18 protein-coding genes are annotated in these 17,567 nt (G+C 73.6%); 10 read left to right on the top strand and 8 right to left on the bottom strand.

The annotated features are described in order from the left end of the window. Positions 1-60: 60 nt before the first annotated feature. Positions 61-414 carry a helix-turn-helix domain-containing protein gene (locus tag DEI82_RS02855; RefSeq protein ID WP_111035734.1) on the top strand — a complete coding sequence of 118 codons (354 nt, stop codon included), beginning with the start codon at positions 61-63 and terminating at the stop codon, positions 412-414. On the opposite strand, the gene DEI82_RS02850 is transcribed toward DEI82_RS02855, so the two are convergent. From DEI82_RS02850 to DEI82_RS02835, 4 genes are all read right to left on the bottom strand, one after another. After that, a complete protein-coding gene (locus DEI82_RS02850) occupies positions 411-1,655 on the bottom strand; it encodes a CynX/NimT family MFS transporter (RefSeq protein ID WP_111035733.1) in 1,245 nt (414 codons plus the stop codon). The two genes, DEI82_RS02855 and DEI82_RS02850, sit on opposite strands and share 4 nt — an antisense overlap. Next, a complete protein-coding gene (locus DEI82_RS02845) occupies positions 1,655-2,305 on the bottom strand; it encodes an HAD hydrolase-like protein (protein ID WP_111011957.1) in 651 nt (216 codons plus the stop codon). The genes DEI82_RS02850 and DEI82_RS02845 overlap by 1 nt, the downstream gene beginning before the upstream one ends. Before the next feature lie 105 nt (positions 2,306-2,410). After that, positions 2,411-3,106, bottom strand: a complete 696-nt coding sequence (gene nucS, locus DEI82_RS02840) for an endonuclease NucS (protein WP_111035732.1) — start codon at positions 3,104-3,106, stop codon at positions 2,411-2,413. 13 nt (positions 3,107-3,119) lie between these two features. After that, complete coding sequence (locus DEI82_RS02835) at positions 3,120-4,418, bottom strand: MFS transporter (RefSeq protein WP_111035731.1); 1,299 nt, start codon at positions 4,416-4,418, stop codon at positions 3,120-3,122. Between the two features lie 83 nt (positions 4,419-4,501). Here DEI82_RS02835 and DEI82_RS02830 point away from each other — a divergent pair, with 83 nt between their 5' ends. Next, positions 4,502-5,632 carry a LacI family DNA-binding transcriptional regulator gene (locus DEI82_RS02830; protein WP_111011960.1) on the top strand — a complete coding sequence of 377 codons (1,131 nt, stop codon included), beginning with the start codon at positions 4,502-4,504 and terminating at the stop codon, positions 5,630-5,632. 112 nt (positions 5,633-5,744) lie between these two features. Here the strand turns inward: DEI82_RS02830 and DEI82_RS02825 are convergent, their stop codons facing one another. Further along, positions 5,745-7,187 (bottom strand): MATE family efflux transporter, encoded by a 1,443-nt coding sequence (locus DEI82_RS02825; protein WP_258371926.1) that lies wholly within the window; start codon positions 7,185-7,187, stop codon positions 5,745-5,747. Next, a complete protein-coding gene (locus DEI82_RS02820; protein WP_111035730.1) occupies positions 7,184-8,617 on the bottom strand; it encodes a uracil-xanthine permease family protein in 1,434 nt (477 codons plus the stop codon). The genes DEI82_RS02825 and DEI82_RS02820 overlap by 4 nt, the downstream gene beginning before the upstream one ends. A 68-nt stretch (positions 8,618-8,685) precedes the next feature. Between DEI82_RS02820 and DEI82_RS02815 the strand changes: the two genes are divergently transcribed. The 3 genes from DEI82_RS02815 (at position 8,686) to DEI82_RS02805 (ending at position 12,090) form a co-directional block, all read left to right on the top strand. Further along, positions 8,686-10,659, top strand: a complete 1,974-nt coding sequence (locus tag DEI82_RS02815) for a M13 family metallopeptidase (RefSeq protein ID WP_111035822.1) — start codon at positions 8,686-8,688, stop codon at positions 10,657-10,659. A 45-nt stretch (positions 10,660-10,704) separates the two neighbouring features. After that, complete coding sequence (locus tag DEI82_RS02810) at positions 10,705-11,607, top strand: serine hydrolase (RefSeq protein WP_111026557.1); 903 nt, start codon at positions 10,705-10,707, stop codon at positions 11,605-11,607. A 189-nt stretch (positions 11,608-11,796) separates the two neighbouring features. Continuing rightward, a complete protein-coding gene (locus DEI82_RS02805) occupies positions 11,797-12,090 on the top strand; it encodes a hypothetical protein (RefSeq protein ID WP_111035729.1) in 294 nt (97 codons plus the stop codon). A gap of 12 nt (positions 12,091-12,102) precedes the next feature. On the opposite strand, the gene DEI82_RS02800 is transcribed toward DEI82_RS02805, so the two are convergent. Together DEI82_RS02800 and DEI82_RS02795 are read right to left on the bottom strand one after the other, a co-directional pair. After that, complete coding sequence (locus DEI82_RS02800) at positions 12,103-12,498, bottom strand: NUDIX domain-containing protein (RefSeq protein WP_111026558.1); 396 nt, start codon at positions 12,496-12,498, stop codon at positions 12,103-12,105. Positions 12,499-12,533: 35 nt separating this feature from the next. Further along, positions 12,534-13,817 (bottom strand): glutamyl-tRNA reductase, encoded by a 1,284-nt coding sequence (locus DEI82_RS02795; protein ID WP_111035728.1) that lies wholly within the window; start codon positions 13,815-13,817, stop codon positions 12,534-12,536. 104 nt (positions 13,818-13,921) lie between these two features. On the opposite strand from DEI82_RS02795, the gene hemE reads away from it, so the two are divergent. The 5 genes from hemE (at position 13,922) to DEI82_RS02770 (ending at position 17,553) form a co-directional block, all read left to right on the top strand. Next, the gene (hemE, locus tag DEI82_RS02790; protein WP_258371924.1) at positions 13,922-15,070 is read left to right on the top strand and encodes a uroporphyrinogen decarboxylase; all 1,149 of its coding nucleotides are present in this window, start codon (positions 13,922-13,924) and stop codon (positions 15,068-15,070) included. Next, a complete protein-coding gene (locus DEI82_RS02785; protein ID WP_111035727.1) occupies positions 15,067-16,416 on the top strand; it encodes an NAD(P)/FAD-dependent oxidoreductase in 1,350 nt (449 codons plus the stop codon). Before hemE ends, DEI82_RS02785 begins: the two co-directional genes overlap by 4 nt. A gap of 97 nt (positions 16,417-16,513) precedes the next feature. Continuing rightward, entirely contained in the window at positions 16,514-16,774 is a 261-nt protein-coding gene (locus tag DEI82_RS02780; protein WP_111010349.1) for a hypothetical protein, read from the top strand. Positions 16,775-16,826: 52 nt separating this feature from the next. Then, positions 16,827-17,291 carry a phage holin family protein gene (locus DEI82_RS02775; protein WP_111011966.1) on the top strand — a complete coding sequence of 155 codons (465 nt, stop codon included), beginning with the start codon at positions 16,827-16,829 and terminating at the stop codon, positions 17,289-17,291. 13 nt (positions 17,292-17,304) lie between these two features. After that, on the top strand, positions 17,305-17,553 hold the full coding sequence (locus DEI82_RS02770; RefSeq protein WP_111010347.1) for a hypothetical protein: 249 nt from the start codon (positions 17,305-17,307) through the stop codon (positions 17,551-17,553). The last annotated feature ends 14 nt before the right edge of the window (positions 17,554-17,567 follow it).

The following is a 17,567-nucleotide window of genomic DNA, read 5'->3' as shown; positions in this document are numbered from 1 at the left end:
TGTCAACAGGGCGTGAGTAGCCGGTACTCGAAACCTACTTGAAGCCGTAGGCTCGGTCCGATGAGCGCGAACGACGTGGACCGTGCCCTCGCTGCTCCGCGCGACGAGGTCGGTCCCAAGCTGTGTGCCCTTCTCGAGGACCAGTGGTTCGACCGGAAGTCGATCCGGATCCAGGCGAAGGACCTCGCACAGCATCTCGTCGCGTTCGCGAACGCGGAAGGTGGCGTGATCGTGCTCGGTCTGAGCGACGGCCGGGTCGAGGGATTGAAAGCGAGTGCCGGGCGCCTCAACGACTTCCAGCAGACGGCGATCGACCACACTGTGCCACCCGTGCGGGCGCGTGTCGACCAGACGGCAAGTCGGAGCGAGATCCGCGAGCCGTGTGGCGGCTGCGGAACTGACCGACCTCGCTAGTCAACGTTCCGCGCCGCGATCGTCCCCGACACCCCGAGCACGAGCACCGCACCGACGACGACGAGCAGTGGCACGGTCCAGCCACCCGAGACCTCGTGCAGCGTCCCGGCGACGAGCGGACCCGCACTGCCGAGCAGGTACCCGCCGCCCTGCACCAGCGCGGACATGCGGCGCGCGTCGGCGTCGGTCGTCACGAGCCGCACGACGATGATGAACACGACCGTGATGCCACCGCCCTGGGCGGCACCGCCGCAGATCGACCAGAGGAGCCAGAGCTGCGGTGCGAGGAGCAGCCCGAGCGGCATCGCGAGCCAGAACAGACTGACGAGCACGATGATCGAGCGGGGCCGCCACCGGGACGCGAGCACGGGGACGCCGAGGGCCCCGACGACCGCGAGGATCTGGAAGACCGAGGAGCTCGCGCCCGCCGATGCCGTGTCGAACCCGATCTCGTCGTGCAGGAGCGTCGGGATCCACGCGGTCAGGGCGTAGTACGAGAACGCCTGACCCGCGAACGCCAGGACGAGGCCCCACGTGACGAGCCGCCGCGCCGGGGCTGGTGCGGTGGCGTGCCGCTGGGTCTCCGGGACGAGGACCTGGTCGATCGGGCCGGTGACCGGGAGCGGCTCGGCGCTCGCGGTGATCGGACCTCGGAGTGCGGCGCGGACGCCGACCGCACGCGACCACGCGGCAGCCGCGATGAGCACGAACACGCCCCAGATCGCGATCGCGACGGGCCAGCCGACGACCGCGGCGAGGGGGGCCGTGCCGAGCGAGGTGATCATCGACCCGACGTTGAGCGCCGACGTGTAGACGCCGGTCACGATGCCGACGCGCTCGGGTGAGGAGTCGCGGCGGATGACGACGGGCACGACGACGTTCCCGATCGTGATCGCGATGCCGATGAGCGCCGTCCCGGCGACGAGGGCCCACGACGTGCCGGCGGAACGGAGGAGCGTGCCGGCGAGCACCCCGACGAGCGACGCCGTCACGGCACGCTCCGGGTCGAGCCGGGCGATCACCCACGACGCCAGCGGGGTCGCGAGCGCGAAGCACAGCACCGGGATCGTCGTGAGGAGCCCGGCGACCGTCGGGGTCAGGCCGAGGTCGTGCCGGACGTCGCCGATGACCGGGGCGACGGCCACGACGGGACCGCGCAGGTTGAGCGCGATGAGCACGATCGCCGCGGGCAGGAGCCACGCGGCCCGCTCGCGGACCCGGGCGCCGGTGCGGTCGGACATCACAGCAGGATGGGGAGCAGGTCGAGCGGCTCGGCGGCCCGGGCGATCGTGCCGGCGGCCTCGGCGGGGGAGCCGTACCCCCACTCGGCGAACACGACCGGGACGCCGTGGGCGGCGGCGCCCTCGACGTCGTGGTGCCGGTCGCCGACGAGGACCGGCCGCGACACGTCGACCCCGCGCGCGGCGAGCCGGCGCAGTGCCTCGGCGACGACGTCGGCCTTGGCGCTGCGGACCTCGTCGTCACTCGCGCCCGTCACGACGTCGAGGTACGGCAGGAGCCCGAAGTGCTCGAGGATGTAGGTCGCCGGGGTCTCGGGCTTGCTCGTCGCGGTCGAGGTCGGCACGCCGGCCTCGTGCACGCGCCGCAGGACCTCGGGCATCCCCGGGTACACCCGCGCGTCGAGGGTGCCGTGGGCGAGGTAGTGCTCCCGGTAGACCTGCAGCGTGTGCTGGACCTGGTCCTCGTCCATCCCCATGCTGCGGAACGAGTCGAGGATCGGCGGCCCCACGAAACTGAGGAGCGTGGCGGGCGACGGCACCGGCACCCCGATGCGTTCGAACGTGTACGTGAGGCTCGACGTGATCCCGGGCGCCGAGTCGCAGATCGTGCCGTCGAGGTCGAACAGGATCGCGGAGAACGGGCTGGACATCGGTTCCAGCCTATGGGACGGGCGCTGCGTGGCCGTGGTGGGTGGGGCCTCCCGGCCGGGAGGCACGTCCCCACCCCGTCGCGTCGCTCGCCGAGCGCGCGTGGTTCAGAACAGGCGGGTGTGCCCGCCCTCGATGCCGCGCATGGCGTCGTAGTCGAGGACGAGGCAGCGGATCCCGCGGTCCTCGGCGAGGGTGCGGGCCTGCGGCGCGAACGTCTGCGCCGCCAGGACGCCCTGGACCGGGCGGAGGTGCGGGTCGCGGTTCATGAGCTCGAGGTACCGCGTGAGCTGCTCGACCGCGTCGATCGTGGCGTTGCGCTTCATCTCGACCGCGACGGCGGCACCGGCGTCGTCGCGGGCCAGGATGTCGACGGGGCCGATGGCCGTCATGTACTCGCGACGGACGAGCGTGTGGCCGTCGCCGAGGAGTTCAATCTGCTCGGCGAGGAGCTGCTGCAGGTGGGCCTCGACGCCGTCCTTGACGAGCCCCGGGTCGACGCCCATGTCGTGGGACTCGTCCGAGACGACCTCGTGGATGCTGACGATGAGGCGGTCCTGCGTCTTCTTCTGCGTGACCGTCCAGACCTCGGTGATGCCCGCGGCCGCCTGGTCCTCGTCGGGCTCGGCCGTGCTGATCGTGCAGGGCGGGCTCATCCAGTTGAGCGGCTTGTAGCTGCCGCCGTCGGAGTGGACGAGGAGCGAGCCGTCCGACTTGAGCATGAGGAGCCGCGTGGCCAGCGGGAGGTGGGCCGAAAGTCGTCCGGCGTAGTCGACGGAGCAGCGGGCGATGACGAGACGCACCCGACGAGCCTAGTCAGCGCCGGCGGGCGGGTTCGTCCGTGTCGAACCGGTTCCTTCCGGTCGAACCGCCGGATGCGGGTGTCCCACCGGAAGGGCGCGGTTCGACCTGGGGGCGGGTGCGCTCGCGGGCGGCACCCGACGCGAGCCCCGCGAGGACGATGAACACGACCACGACGAGCAGGGCGTGCAGGAGCCCGAACTGCTTGCCGAGGAACCCGATCACGGGCGGGCCGGCCAGGAACGCGACGTAGCCGATCGTGGCGACGGCGCTCACGCGGATGGCCGCGTTCCGGGGGTCGTCGGCGGCGGCGGACATCCCCATCGGGAACCCGAGCGATGCCCCGATGCCCCAGAGCACCACGCCGACGATCGCCAGGGGCACCGACGGCACGAGGATGAGCACGAGCAGGCCGACGAGGGCGAGCGCCGCACTGCCGCGGAGCACCGGCACCCGGCCGAAGCGGTCGATCACGAACACGCCACCCGCGCGACCCACCGTCATCGCCGCGACGAACACCGACAGCACGGCACTGCCCTCCGCGTTGGTCAGGCCGTGGCCGTCCACCATCGCGAGGGGCAGCCAGTCGTTCGCGGCACCCTCGGCCAGGGCCATCCCGAGGACGATGAGCCCGATGAGGATCGTGGCCGGGGACGCCCACACCTGCCAGCGGTTGAGGACGGCGACGGGCGAGGTGTCCGTCGACTCGGGGTGGGGCTCGGCACGCTCGTCGCGGAGTCGAGTGACGGCGACGACCATGCCGATGCTCGCGAGGACGCCGATGCTGCCGATGTGGATCCACACGGGAACGTCCGCGGCCTCGGCGGCGGAGCCGAGTGTCGCCCCGAGGAGGGTCCCGACGCTGAACGCGGCGTGGAACAGCGGCATGACGCTCCGCCCGCCGGCACGTTCGGCGCTGGCCCCGGAGACGTTCATCGACACGTCGCACAGACCGTTGCCGAAGCCGAACGCGGTGAGGCAGCCCCAGATCGCCCAGAACCCCCAGCCGGCCGAGACGGCGATCGACGCGCTCACCATGCCGACGACGAGCAGGACCGCGGCGACCTGGATCCCGCGTCGTGCCCCGAGCCGGGCGACGATGTGGCTCGCCGCGGACAGCCCCACGATGGAGCCGACCGACATGCCGAGCACGAGCAGCCCCATCTCGGACGTCGAGGCGTGCAGCGAGTCGCGGACGCTCGGCACCCGTCCGAGCCAGGTGGCCATGTCGAGGCCGGAGAGGGTGAACACGACGAACACCGCGTTGCGCCAGGTCCGCGTGCCCGGGGTCCGGGTGCTCGTCGGCGTGGTCACGCGGCCTCCTCGTCGTCGATCCGGTGCGGGCGGTCGTCGCTCGAATCGATTCGACCCAGGATCGGTCGTTACGCTACCGAGCCATGGACAACGCGGCAAGGGAGACCGGCGCGTCGGACGTGGGCACCGCCTCCAGGCCGCGTGGTGACGCCCGACGCCCGACGCTCGCCGCCGTCGCGCGCGCGGCGGGGGTGGCACCGTCGACCGCCTCGCTCGCGTTCAGCGGTGCCGGTCCGGTCGCCGCGGAGACGAAGGAGCGCGTGCTCGCCGTCGCGGCCGAGCTCGGGTACGACGGCCCGGACCCCCGCGCACGATCGCTCCGCCGCGGCCGGTCCGGGGTGGTCGGCGTCGTGCTCGACGACCGCCTCAGCGACGCCTTCCGCGACCCGGTGAACGTACAGACCCTCGACGGGATCGCCGAGGTCGCCGGTGCCGCGGGCGCCTCGTTGCTGCTCGTGCGGAGCCCGCTCGACGGCGCGGAGGGGTTCGGGCCGCTCGTCGACGCCCCCATGGACGCGGTCGTGCTCATCGGCTGCAACGTCCGGATCGACGCCGCGGTCGCGGTCCTCCGGCGGCGCGAGATCCCCGTCGTCGCGGTCGAGGCCGAGCACATCGCCGGTGCCGTGCCGATCATGCTCGACAACCGGGACGCGTCACGGCGGGGTGCGGAGTACCTCCGCGACCTCGGCCACACGGACGTCGCCGTCGTCGCGCTGCCGATCGACCCGGACCGCACCCGCGGGCCGCTCACGCCCGAGCTCGCCGGCCGGGCGACGTCGTTCATCGCCCTCGAGCGCCTCCGCGGCGTGCACGAGGTGTTCCCCGACGCCGCCGCCGTCGTCGCGGGCGGCAGCGCGGTCGAGGAGGGCCGCCTCGCCGGGGCGACCCTGTTCGCGGGACCGTCCCGGCCGACCGCCGTCGTCGCGCAGAGCGACCTGCTCGCCGTCGGGGTCATCGTCGCGGCGCTCGACGCGGGGCTCCGCGTGCCGCAGGACGTCAGCGTCGTCGGGTTCGACGGCATCCGGATCGACGACAGCCTGCTGCACCGCTCGCCCGTGCAGACCCTGACGACGCTCGTGCAGCCCGCGGTGCAGAAGGGCCAGGCGGCGGCCCGGGCCGCGCTCGCGATGCTCGAGGGCGAGGAGCCCGAGCCCGCGGCCTTCCGGAGCGAGCTGCGCGTCGGGGACACCGTCGGGCCGCCGCCGGTGCACTGAGCCGGGACACGGTCGGGGGGCCGCGGCTGCGCTGAGCCGCGCCGCTGCGTGAGCCGCGCCGCTGCGTGAGCCGCGCCGCGCCGGCAGGCAGTGCCGGGGGCCGCTCCCGCGGTCAGGACGCCATCGCGCGCCGGATCCACCCCGGCCGGTGCGCCCGCACGCCGAGCGTGATCGCCCGGATGCCGATGTACCCGAACGAGAACGCCGCCCAGAGCGGTACGGGACCGGAGTGGATGCCGCCGGGAGGGGCCGCGTCGGCCCCGTGGGACCCGGCCCCGTGGGACCCGGCCCCCTGCGACACCACCCACAGCAGCGGCAGGTACACGACGAGGTTCACGAGCCCCGCCAGCGCCAGGTACCGCGCGTCGCCGGCACCGATGAGCACGCCGTCGAGCACGAACACGTACCCCGCCACCGGCAGCCCGATCGCGGTCACCACGAGCAGCGCGGGCAGCAGGGACCGGACGGTCGTCGCGTCCGAGAACACCGGCCCGAGCACCCCGCTCAGCGCGGCCGTGAGCAGCCCGAGGAGCACCCCGCCCGCGACGCCGAGCACCACGAGGCGGGTCGTCACGAGCCGGACCCGGTCCGCGTGGCGTGCTCCGAGCGCGTGCCCGACCAGGGCCTGGCCGGCGATCGCCAGGGCGTCGAGCGCGAACGCCAGGGTCGAGAACACCGTGAGGGCCACCTGCGTCGTCGCGAGTCCGGCGACCCCCAAGTCCGCGGCGACCGACACCGTCGCGAGCATCGCCACCCGGAGCGACGCCGTCCGGAGGAACAGCCACGCGCCGGAGCGGAGCGCCCGCACCACGCCGGAGACCCCGGGGCGCAGCGACGCGCCGGTGGAACGGGCCCCCCGGACCGCGATCACGACGTACACGGCCGCCATCGCCCACTGCACGACCACGGTCCCGAGCGCGGAGCCCGTCACCCCCATCCCCGCCCCGTAGATGAGCACCGCGTTGAGCCCGCCGTTCACGACGAACCCCACCGTGGCCACGACCAACGGCGTGCGCGTGTCCTGGAGGCCCCGCAGCAGCCCGGTGGACGCCGTCACCACGAGGATCCCCGGCAGCCCGACGAGCGACACGAGCAGGTAGGTCGTCGCGGTGTCCGAGACGCTGGCCTGCGCGCCGAACAGCCCCACGAGCGGGCGGGCGAGCGGCCACCCGAGGAGCGCCAGCACGACCCCGAGCCCGAGTGCGAGCCACATGCCGTCGAGGCCGGCGTGCACGGCGCCCCGGCGGTCCCCCGCTCCGAGCGCCCGGGCCACCGCCGGTGTCGTCGAGTACGCCAGGAACACGAGCAGCCCGGTGGCCGTCTGCAGCACGCTCGACGCCAGTCCCACCGCTGCCAGGGGCGTCGCGCCGAGGTGCCCGACGAGCGCCGTGTCGGTCATGAGGAACAGCGGCTCGACGACGAGCGCGCCGAGGGCCGGCAGCGCCAGCCGGACGATGTCGCGGTCCACCCGGGAGGCCCGGCCCCGCCCGCCCCGTGGCGGACGTCCCGGGGTGGCCGAGCGGGCGGTGTCCTCGGGGCCGGGGTCCGGCGTCACCGCCGGTCGGTCGGCGTGTTCCGCGCGGTCGGCGCGGTCGCGGGTCCGCTCTCGGTGCCGGTGCCGGTGCCGGTGCCGGTGCCGGTGCCGGTGGGGACACCGAGTCCGTCCCGCGGACCGGTGTCGGGCCTTCCGATCGTGTCGGCGACGTCGGCGGCGCCCACCGCGTCCGTCCCGCGTGCCCGACCGATCAGGTCCATGAGGTGGTAGACGACGATCGCGGCGACGGTGCCGATGACGATGCCGCCGAAGGTCGCGCCGCCCACCCCGAACGTGAAGTCCGCGATGCCCATGACGAGCGCGATGCCCGCCGTGAGCTGGTTCTTCGGCCGGGCGAAGTCGACGCGGTTCTCGACCCAGATGCGGATGCCGATGATGCCGATCAAGCCGTAGAGCGCGGTCGTCGCGCCACCGAGCACCCCGGTCGGGACGGTCGCGATGACGGCGCCGATCTTCGGCGACAGCCCGAGCAGGACCGCCACGATCCCCGCGACCCAGTACGCCGCCGTCGAGAACACGCGCGTCGCGGCCATGACGCCGATGTTCTCGCCGTACGTGGTCGTGGCCGAGCCGCCGCCGAGCCCAGCGATGACGGTCGCGACGCCGTCGGCGAGGAGCGCACGCCCCGTCAGCGGGGTGAGGTCCCGTTCGGTGAGCTGCCCCACGCCCTTGACGTGCCCCACGTTCTCGGCGATCAGGGCGAGCACGACCGGGAGGAACCCGAGGTACACGGCGAGGTGCCCGCCGTCGAAGCGCGGCGCGGTGAACGTCGGGAGGCCCACCCAGGCCGCCCGCGCGACCGCCGAGTAGTCGATCTGGCCCGCCAGGACCGCGGCGACGTACCCGACGACCACCCCGACGACGATCGAGAGTCGGCCGATCATGCCCCGGAACAGGACCGTGCACAGCACGATCGCCGCCAGGGTGACGAGCCCGATGACGGGGGACTTCGTGAAGTCCGCCTTCGCCGTCGGGGCGAGGTTGAACCCGATGAGCGCCACGATCGCCCCGCTGACGACGGGTGGCATGAGGACGTCGATCCACCGCGAGCCCGCGAGGTGCACCACGACCCCGACCACGGCGAGCAGCGCACCGACGAGCACGATGCCGGACAGGGCCACCGGGATGCCCCCGACCTTAGTCGCCGCGGCGATCGGGGCGAGGAACGCGAAGGACGACCCGAGGTAGCTCGGCAGCCGGTTGCGCGTCACCACGAGGAACAGCAGCGTGCCGATGCCGCTGAACAGCAGGGTGGTCGACGGCGGGAACCCGGTGATGAGCGGGACGAGGAACGTCGCACCGAACATCGCCACGACGTGCTGGACGCCGAGGCCGACCGTCCGACCCCAGCTGAGGCGTTCCTCGGGGGCGACGATGGTGGTGGCGGAGACCGTCCGGCCGTCCCCGTGGAGCGTCCAGGGAAGAGGCATGGCCGAACCCTACCGGGGCCGGGCCGCAGCCCGGGGAACGCCATGGGATCGTGGCTATGGTGGTCGGCATGACTGCCGAGCGCGAGCGCCCCTCCGGGATCCAGACCGACGACATCGACGCGACGGTCCGGCCGCAGGACGACCTCTACCGGTACGTCAACGGACGGTGGATCGCCGACACCCCGATCCCGGACGACAAGGCGCGGTACGGCTCGTTCACGGTGCTCGCCGAGGCGGCGGAGGAAGCCGTCCGCTCCATCATCGAGCGGTCGCAGCAGGCCCTCCCGGGGACCGAGGCCCGCAAGGTCGGCGACCTCTACACGAGCTTCATGGACGAGCAGGCGCTCGAGGTCCTCGGCAGCGGCCCCATCGACCCCCTGCTCGGCGAGATCGACCTCGTGCAGGACGTCTCGGACGTGCTGCGACTCGTCGGCCGGTTCGAGCGCCTCGGGGTCTCGAGCTTCGTGCAGCTGTTCGTCGACAACGACCCGGGTGACCCCGAGGCCTACGTCGTGTTCCTGGAGCAGGGCGGGCTCGGGCTGCCGGACGAGTCCTACTACCGCGAGGACCGGTTCGAGGACATCCGCGGTCGCTACCGCGAGTTCGTCGGGGCCATGTTCCCGCTCGCCGGCTTCGACGAGGGCGCGATCCGCACCCAGAACGTCATCGACCTCGAGACCGCGCTCGCTGCGTCCCACTGGGACAACGTCACCACGCGGGACAGCCAGAAGACCTACAACCGAATGAGCTGGGCCGAGGCCGAGGCCGAGGCGCTCGCCGAGGGCGTCCAGCTGTCCGAGTGGGCCGAGGCCGTCGGCGCGCCGGTCGGCGTGTTCGACACGGTGGTCGTCCGCGAGCCGGGCTTCCTGACCGGGCTGGCGCACGAGCTCCGCACGCGGCCCATCGGCGCGTGGAAGGACTGGCTGCGCTGGCAGGTCATCCGGTCCTCGGCGCCCTACCTGACCACGGCGTTCTCGGCCACGAGCTTCTCGTTCTACGGCACCGCACTCACCGGTGCGCCGAAGCAGCGCGACCGCTGGAAGCGCGGCGTCTCGCTCGTCGAGGGCGCGATGGGTGAGGCCGTCGGCAAGATTTACGTGCAGGAGCACTTCGACGAGACCGCGAAGGCCGCCATGGACGCCCTCGTCGCGAACCTCGTCGAGGCGTACCGGCAGAGCATCACGGGCCTCGACTGGATGACCGACGAGACCCGGCAGCGTGCGCTCGACAAGCTCGCCAAGTTCACGCCGAAGATCGGCTACCCCGTCCGGTGGCGCGACTACTCCGCGCTCCAGGTGACGTCGGACGACCTGCTCGGGAACGTCCGCGCCGTCGCGTCGTTCAACGTCGACCGCGAGCTCGGCAAGATCGGCAGGCCGATCGACCGCGACGAGTGGTTCATGACGCCGCAGACGATCAACGCCTACTACAACCCCGGGTTCAACGAGATCGTGTTCCCCGCGGCGATCCTGCAGTTCCCGTTCTTCGACCAGCAGCGCGACGCCGCGGCGAACTACGGGGCCATCGGAGCCGTCATCGGACACGAGATCGGGCACGGGTTCGACGACCAGGGCTCGCAGTACGACGGCGACGGACGCCTCCGCAACTGGTGGACGGAGGCCGACCGCGCCGCGTTCGAGGAGCGCACGAAGGCCCTCATCGCGCAGTACGACGCGCTCGTGCCGGCCGAGGTCCCGGACGGCCACGTCAACGGTGCGCTGACGATCGGCGAGAACATCGGTGACCTCGGCGGACTCGCGATCGCGTGGAAGGCCTACCTCATCTCGCTCGACGGCCAGGAGCCCCCGGTGATCGACGGCATGACGGGTGCCCAGCGGTTCTTCCTCAGCTGGGCCCAGTCGTGGCGGATGGCGATCCGCCCGGAAGAGGCCGCGCGCCTGCTCAGCATCGACCCGCACTCCCCGAACGAGTTCCGCTGCAACCAGATCGTGCGGAACATCGACGAGTTCGCGGCGGCCTTCGGGGTCACCGAGGGCGACGCCCTGTACCTCGCTCCGGAGCAGCGCGTCGCCATCTGGTGACGAGCCGCGACCGGTCAACCCCGTCCCGAGGAGCGTGTGGGCCCAGTGGTCGAACGCGACGTGTCGCCCCGGCGGCACCAGGCACGGTCACGTGCCGCCGGGCGGCACCGCGGTGACGTCGAGGCCGCCTTCGCCGCGACGGTCGACGCGCTCGGGTCACTCGCGTACGACGGAGCCCGCGTCAGTGCGTCGGTGATCGACACGACGACGGGGCGAGCCCTGCTCGCGGTCGACGAGCGGGTGGTGCTCCCGGTCGCCGGGGTGGGGAGGCTCCTCCTGCTCATCGAGGTCGCGGCCCAGCTCGAGGAGGGCCGGCTCCACGGCGACCGGCTCCAGCGCATGGCCCGGGACACCGCCGGCGGCCCTGGGCTGTGGCAGTTCCTCCAGGAGCCCACGCTGCAGGTCCCCGACCTCGCGACCCTCGTCGGGGCGACCGCCGACGCCTGGGCGACGAACGCGCTGCTCTCCACCGTCGGCATCGAGGCCGTCCGGCTCCGCGCCGAGTCCCTCGGCGTCGACCGCAGCGCCGTGCTCGACCGCGTGCGCGACCGGCGCGGCCCGGACGACGCACCCGACCAGGCCGTCGCCGCCGCGGCGGAGCTCAGCTGGCTCATGCGGGGTCTGGCGCTCGGCGAGGTCGTCGACGAGGCGACGAGCAACCGCGTGCTCGGCTGGGTGTCGCTCGGGATGGACACCACCCTCGTCGCCGGGGCCTTCGGGCTCGATCCGTTGGCGCACCGCGGGCTCGACCACGGCCTCCAGCTCGTCGCGGTGACCGGGACCGGGCCGGGCATCCGCAGCGAGACCGGGGTGCTGCGCGGGCCGTCGTCGTCCGTCAGCTACGCCGTGACCGTCGGGTTCGAGGACGACTCCCTGCAGCGGCGACTCGCGGTCGTGGAGGCGCTCCGCACGATGGGCGCGGACATCCTCGACCACGTCCACGCCTGACGAAGCAGTCGTCGTTCGACAGCGGCACCGTCGAGACAGGGCGGAGCGGGTGGGGCCGCTGGTGCGCCGCGGAGGCCGGAACCAGGCGGGAGGGGGAGACTGGCACCGACCGGACGCGGTGCCGACAACGACGCCGGACGGTGACCACGGCCGCCCGTGCGACACGGACGGCCAGGAGGGCGGTTCCCGATGGCTGGCAAGCACGAGCAGACCCGGAACGACGACGGCGGACGCGAGGACGGCCCCGCGGTCGTCGCGGGCGAGTACGTCGACTCCGACATCCCGGGCGAGCAGCCGCAGGCCGACGCCGAGCCGGTGGGGGAGTACGTGAGCAGCGACGTCCCCGGCGAGCTGCGGGTGGGCGACACCGACCCCGCGGGCGAGTACGACGACTCCGAGATCCCCGGCGAACCCCGGATCCCGACCGAGGAGCCCATCGGCGCCTACGACGACGCGGACGTCCCGGAGGACCGCGGCGCGTGACTCGCGCCGCCCTCAATCGACCAGGTCGGCCTCGACCATGCGGCGGAGTGTCTCGACCCCGGCGGGCGGACACCGGTGCGCGTCGGCGGAGGTCACCCAGTCGACGGCGTCCACCTCGGCCGACGGCACGGGCTCCTGGCCGACGAGGGCGGACGGCGCGACGAGGAACAGGTCCATGGCGACGCGTGTGCCCGGCGCCTGGCCGTGTGCGTCCTCGGTGACCGTGCCGAACGGCTGGCAGTCGGCGGGCGTGAGGCCGAGCGCGGTCTCCTCACGGGCCTCCCGGACGGCGGCGTCGACGGGCGTCTCGCCCGGTTCCACCTTGCCGCCGGGCAGGTACAGGACGTCGCGACCGCGCGACCGCACCATGAGCACACGGCGGTCGCGGACCACGAGCACCGCGCTCACGCGCAGCGTCCGGGAGGCCGTGCCCGGGTCGGTCGTCAGGACGCGTCCGCCGCGTGGTCGCCGAGGTCGCGGGCGCGCTCGCTCAACGGCACGACGGGCGCCGCCGGTGCCTCGGGCGCGATGCCGAAGAGCGCGTCGACCGCGGCGGTGAAGTCCTCGGCACGGCCCTGCCGACCGAGGTCGCGTGCGCGGACGGACGGGCGGTGCAGGAGCACGCCGGCCAGGTGTCGGAGGGCCTGCTCGGTGCGGTCGGAGGAATCGCCGCGGTCCCGGGCGCGGGCGATCTCGGCGTCGAGGACGTCGAACACGTGCTTGCGGAGCGCGACGAGCGCGGGGGTCGCGGACTGCTCGAGGGCCGCGGTGTGGAAGCGCGTGACGGCGTCGTCGACGATCGCACGGGCCTCCGACTCGGCGTTCAGCTCGGACAGCGGGGCGTGCAGGCTGATGGTCTCGAGGTCGAGCAGCTCGACGCCGTCGACCGATGCGGCCGCCGGGTCGACGTTCCGCGGCAGCCCGAGGTCGATCACGAGCCGACGCCCGGGGTGGTCGAGGTCCGAGGCGCGGACGACGGGCACCTCGCTCGAGGTGCAGGTGATGACGACGTCGCTCGCCGCGGCCGTGCCCGCCAGGTCCGTGACGGGCACCAGGTCGTGCTTGGCGGCGAACACCGGAGCGCGCCCGGACGGCGAGTACACCGCGATGTCGGCGACGCCACGGTCGCGGAGGGCGGCGACCGTCGTGGCGGCGTACCGGCCCGTCCCGACCAGCAGCACGTGGGTGTCGGCCCAGTCCGTGACGCGGGACGACGCGAGCTCGAGCGCGAGACGGACGATGGAGCGACCGGCGGCACCGATGCGCGTGCGCGTCTTGACGCCGCGCGAGGTGTGGGCGGCCTCTTGGAAGAGCCGTTCGAGGTCCGACGTCGTGGTGCCGGCGGCACGGGCGCCCTCGAGCGCGCGACGCACCTGACCCGAGATCTCGGTCTCGCCGACGACGACGGACTCGAGACCGCTCGAGACGGCGAAGAGGTGGTGGACGACGTCGGCGCCGTCGAGCACGCGGACGGAGGCGCGGACGTCGTCGGCGGCGAGGTCGCTGGCGGCGCTCACCGCGTCGATCGTGGCCGCGACGGCGGAGTCGCGGTCGCCCGCGACGTCGAGGTAGGCCTCGAACCGGTTGCAGGTCGCCAGGACCACGGCGCCGTCGAGGACGTCCGATCCGCTCACGAGACCGTCCGCGGCAGCCGGTGCTCCGATGCTCAGTCGCTCCAGGAGGTCGAAGCTGGCGTTGCGATGCGACGCCGTGAGACAGATGAGCACGTACTCGATGGTACCGCGGCACGCCGACGGCCGGGGTCAGCGGGGGTCCCCCGGGCTGAGGACACGGCAAGGTGTGCACGGCGAGCGGGTGGGAGACTGGGCGCGTGATCGACTCCACGACCGTCGCGTTGCCCCCGACGCACCCGCTCGCCGACGGCCGGACCGCGGATGCCCCGCTCGTCCGGGCGCTCCGCGGGGACCGCCCCGAGCGCCTGCCGGTGTGGTTCATGCGGCAGGCCGGGCGGTCGCTGCCCGAGTACCGGGAGCTCCGTGTCGGCACCGCGATGCTCGACGCCTGCCTCGACCCGGCGATGGCGTCCGAGATCACCCTGCAGCCGGTCCGGCGCCACGGCGTCGACGCCGGCATCTTCTTCAGCGACATCGTCGTCCCGATCAAGCTCGCGGGCGTCGACGTCGACATCGTCCCCGGTCGGGGTCCGGTGCTCGGCCGGCCGATCCGCACCGCGGCGGACGTCGCGGCGCTCGAGTCCCTCGACCCGAGTGCCCTCACCCCGATCGCGGAGGCCGTGGCCCGGACCGTCGCGGAGCTCGGCACGACGCCGCTCATCGGGTTCGCCGGGGCCCCCTTCACGCTCGCCGCCTACCTCGTCGAGGGCGGCCCGAGCAAGGACCACATCCGTGCGCGGACCCTCATGCACGCCGACCCCGAGACCTGGGACCGCCTGCTCGGATGGGCAGCGGACGTCTCGGGGGTGTTCCTCCGCGCGCAGGTGCTCGCCGGCGCGTCCGCGGCGCAGCTGTTCGACTCCTGGGTCGGGTCGCTGTCCCGCGCCGACTACACGGCGCGGGTCGCCCCACACTCCGCGCGGGCCCTGGCGCACGTGGCCGACCTCGGTGTGCCGACGATCCACTTCGGTGTCGGCAGTGGCGAGGTGCTCGCCGACATGGCGGCCGTCGGGGCCGATGCGGTCGGCGTCGACTGGCGGATCCCCCTCGACGACGCCGCGCGCCGCGTGGCCGACGCCGACGTGACCCTGCAGGGCAACATCGACCCCGCGATGCTCGCCGCGCCGTGGTCGGTGCTCGAGGCCCACGTGCGGGACGTCGTGGCGCGCGGTGGTGCCGCGCGTGCGCACGTCGTGAACCTCGGGCACGGCGTGCCACCCGAGACGGACCCCACGGTGCTGACGCGCGTCGTCGGCCTCGTGCACGACCTCGGCGACGGCCGCCCGACCGGCGACGGCCGCACGACCGGTGCCGGCCGCAGCGCGCACGAGGGGCTCGGCGCATGACCGCCGTCGTGGTGGTCGGCGGCGGCGTGGGCGGCCTCGTCGCTGCGCGTGACCTCGCCAAGGGCGGCGCCGACGTGGTGCTCGTCGAGGCGTCCGACCGGCTCGGCGGGATCGTCGACCGGCACACGGTGGCGGGCATCGAGCTCGACCTCGGCGCGGAGTCGTTCGCGACCCGCGGGGACAACGTCGGCACGCTGGCGATCGAGCTCGGCCTCGGCAACGAGATCGTGACCCCGGACCCCCGCGGTGCCTGGCTCATGACGCGTGACGGACGGGTGGCACCGCTCCCGCAGGCGGGCCTCCTCGGGATCCCGGGGAGCCCGACGGCGGCGGACGTCATCGCGGTCGTGGGCACGTCGGGGGCCCTGCGCGCGCAGATGGACTCGCTGCTGCCCGGACCGGTGGGCGCGAAGGCCCGGACGCTCGGCGAGCTCGTGCGTCGACGCATGGGGGACCGCGTCCTCGACGACCTCGTCGTGCCGGTCGCGGCGGGGGTGCACTCGACCCACCCGGACGAGCTCGACCTCGACCGCGTCGCGCCGGGCCTCCGCGCCGCCCTCCTGCGCGAGGGGTCGCTCGGCCGGGCGGTCCTGGCGCAGCGGGCCAAGGCGCCGGCGGGGTCGGCGGTCGCGGGGATCCGTGGTGGCATCGCCCGGCTCGTCGACGAGCTCGTGGCGGACCTCGACACGTACGGGGTCGACGTCCGTCTCGGCACCCGCGCCGTCCGGATCGACCGCACGGCGGTGGACGTCGTCCCCGTCGACGACGGCAGCGGCACGGGACGCCCGGGTCCGGCCGAGCGGCTGGTGGCGGACCACGTCGTCGCGGACGTCGCGGACCCGTCCCGGCTCGTCGGCCAGCGGGACGCGGCGATCGAACTCGTCACCCTCGTGGTGGACCAGCCGGACCTCGACGCGGCGCCCCGCGGCACCGGGATGCTCGTGCACCCGGACGCCGAGCGCGTGCGGGCGAAGGCGATCACGCACGCGACCGTCAAGTGGCCCTGGCTCGCCGAGCGCGCGGGCGGACGGCACGTCCTCCGGCTCAGCTACGCGCTGTCCGCGCGCGACGGCGCGGACGCCATCGGTGTCGGCACGAGCCTGGCGGTGGATCCGGACAGCGCCGTCGCCGAGACCGCCACCGCGGACGCCGCCGCGCTGCTCGGGGTGCCGATCGACGCGGGCGTCGTGATCGGTGCCGCCCGGGTCCGCTGGCGTGCTCCGGACACCGAGCCGGCCGGCCTCGCCGAGGGTGTGCTCGGCGTCGGCGAGGCGAGCGTCGGCCGGGGTCTGGCCGGTGTCGTCGCGACGAGCAGGTCGGTGGCCGCCGGCATCCTCGACGCCTGACCGAACCGGCAGGGCGGCCGGGGGCTACTGTGGGCGGAGTCCCGTCCGTTCGCCGATGCATACCGCTCGGCGCATGCCACAACCGAGAGGTCCCAACATGCGAGGCAGACTGATCTTCCTGACCGGCGTCGGAGTCGGCTACGTGCTCGGCGCCCGCGCCGGACGTGCGCGGTACGAGCAGATCCGCTCGGCGACCACGCGCGTCTGGAACAGCGACGGCGTGCAGAAGCAGGTGCACACCATCGAGGACTTCATCGCCGACCGGACGCCCGACGTCGCGGACTTCATCGGTGAGACCACGAAGAAGGTCGTGCGCAAGGCCGGGCCCAAGGGCTCGGGCGGCTCCTCGGAGTCCTGACCGTCCGAACGGCCGAGGCACCGTGACCCCGGTGCCGGAAGGAGCAAGCACGATGTCCGATACCCGAAGCGGTGAACGCCGCTCGCGGTCGTTGTTCGGCCTGGTCAGCGACGTCCCGCGGCTGGTCCGCGAACTCGTCAGGGGCGAGCTCGCGCTGCTCAAGGCGGAGATGCTCCAGAAGGCGAAGATCTTCGCGTTCGCGGCGGCGTTCCTCATCGTCGCGGTCGTGATCCTGTTCTACGCGATCGGCGTGTTCCTGACGGCGGCGGTCCTCGGTCTCGCCACGGTGATGCCGGGCTGGCTCGCGGCGATCATCGTCGCGGTCGTGCTGCTCATCATCGCCGCGGTCCTCGGACTGCTGGGGTACCGCCGGATCAAGACCGGCCTCCCGCCGCTGCCGGCGCGCACGATCCAGAGCGTGAAGAACGACGTCAACGCCGTCCGCGGCATGGGCCGCAAGCCGAAGCCGCCGGTGCAGCAGAGCAGCCGCCGGCCGGACGTCGACGGCACCTTCTGAGACGGGACGACCAGTGAGCGACACCCACGACAACGGACCCGACTTCGCCGCGCTCGACCGCCGCGTGGCGGCCACCCGCGCGCAGCTGTTCGACACCCTCGACGCGATCGAGGACTGGTTCGACGTGCCGAAGCAGCTCGGCGTGGCGGTGCACCGCACGCGGCAGGGGTTCGAGGACCACCCCGTGCCCTACCTGGCAGCCTTCGCAGGGGGCGTCCTGGTCGTCGGGGGTATCGTCGTCTCGGTGATCCGCCGCCGGTAGGCACCGGCCGGGGT

Origin of the sequence: Curtobacterium sp. MCBD17_019, assembly GCF_003234555.1 — a bacterium.
Lineage (GTDB): Bacteria > Actinomycetota > Actinomycetes > Actinomycetales > Microbacteriaceae > Curtobacterium.
This window is presented reverse-complemented; position numbering and strand designations above follow the sequence as displayed.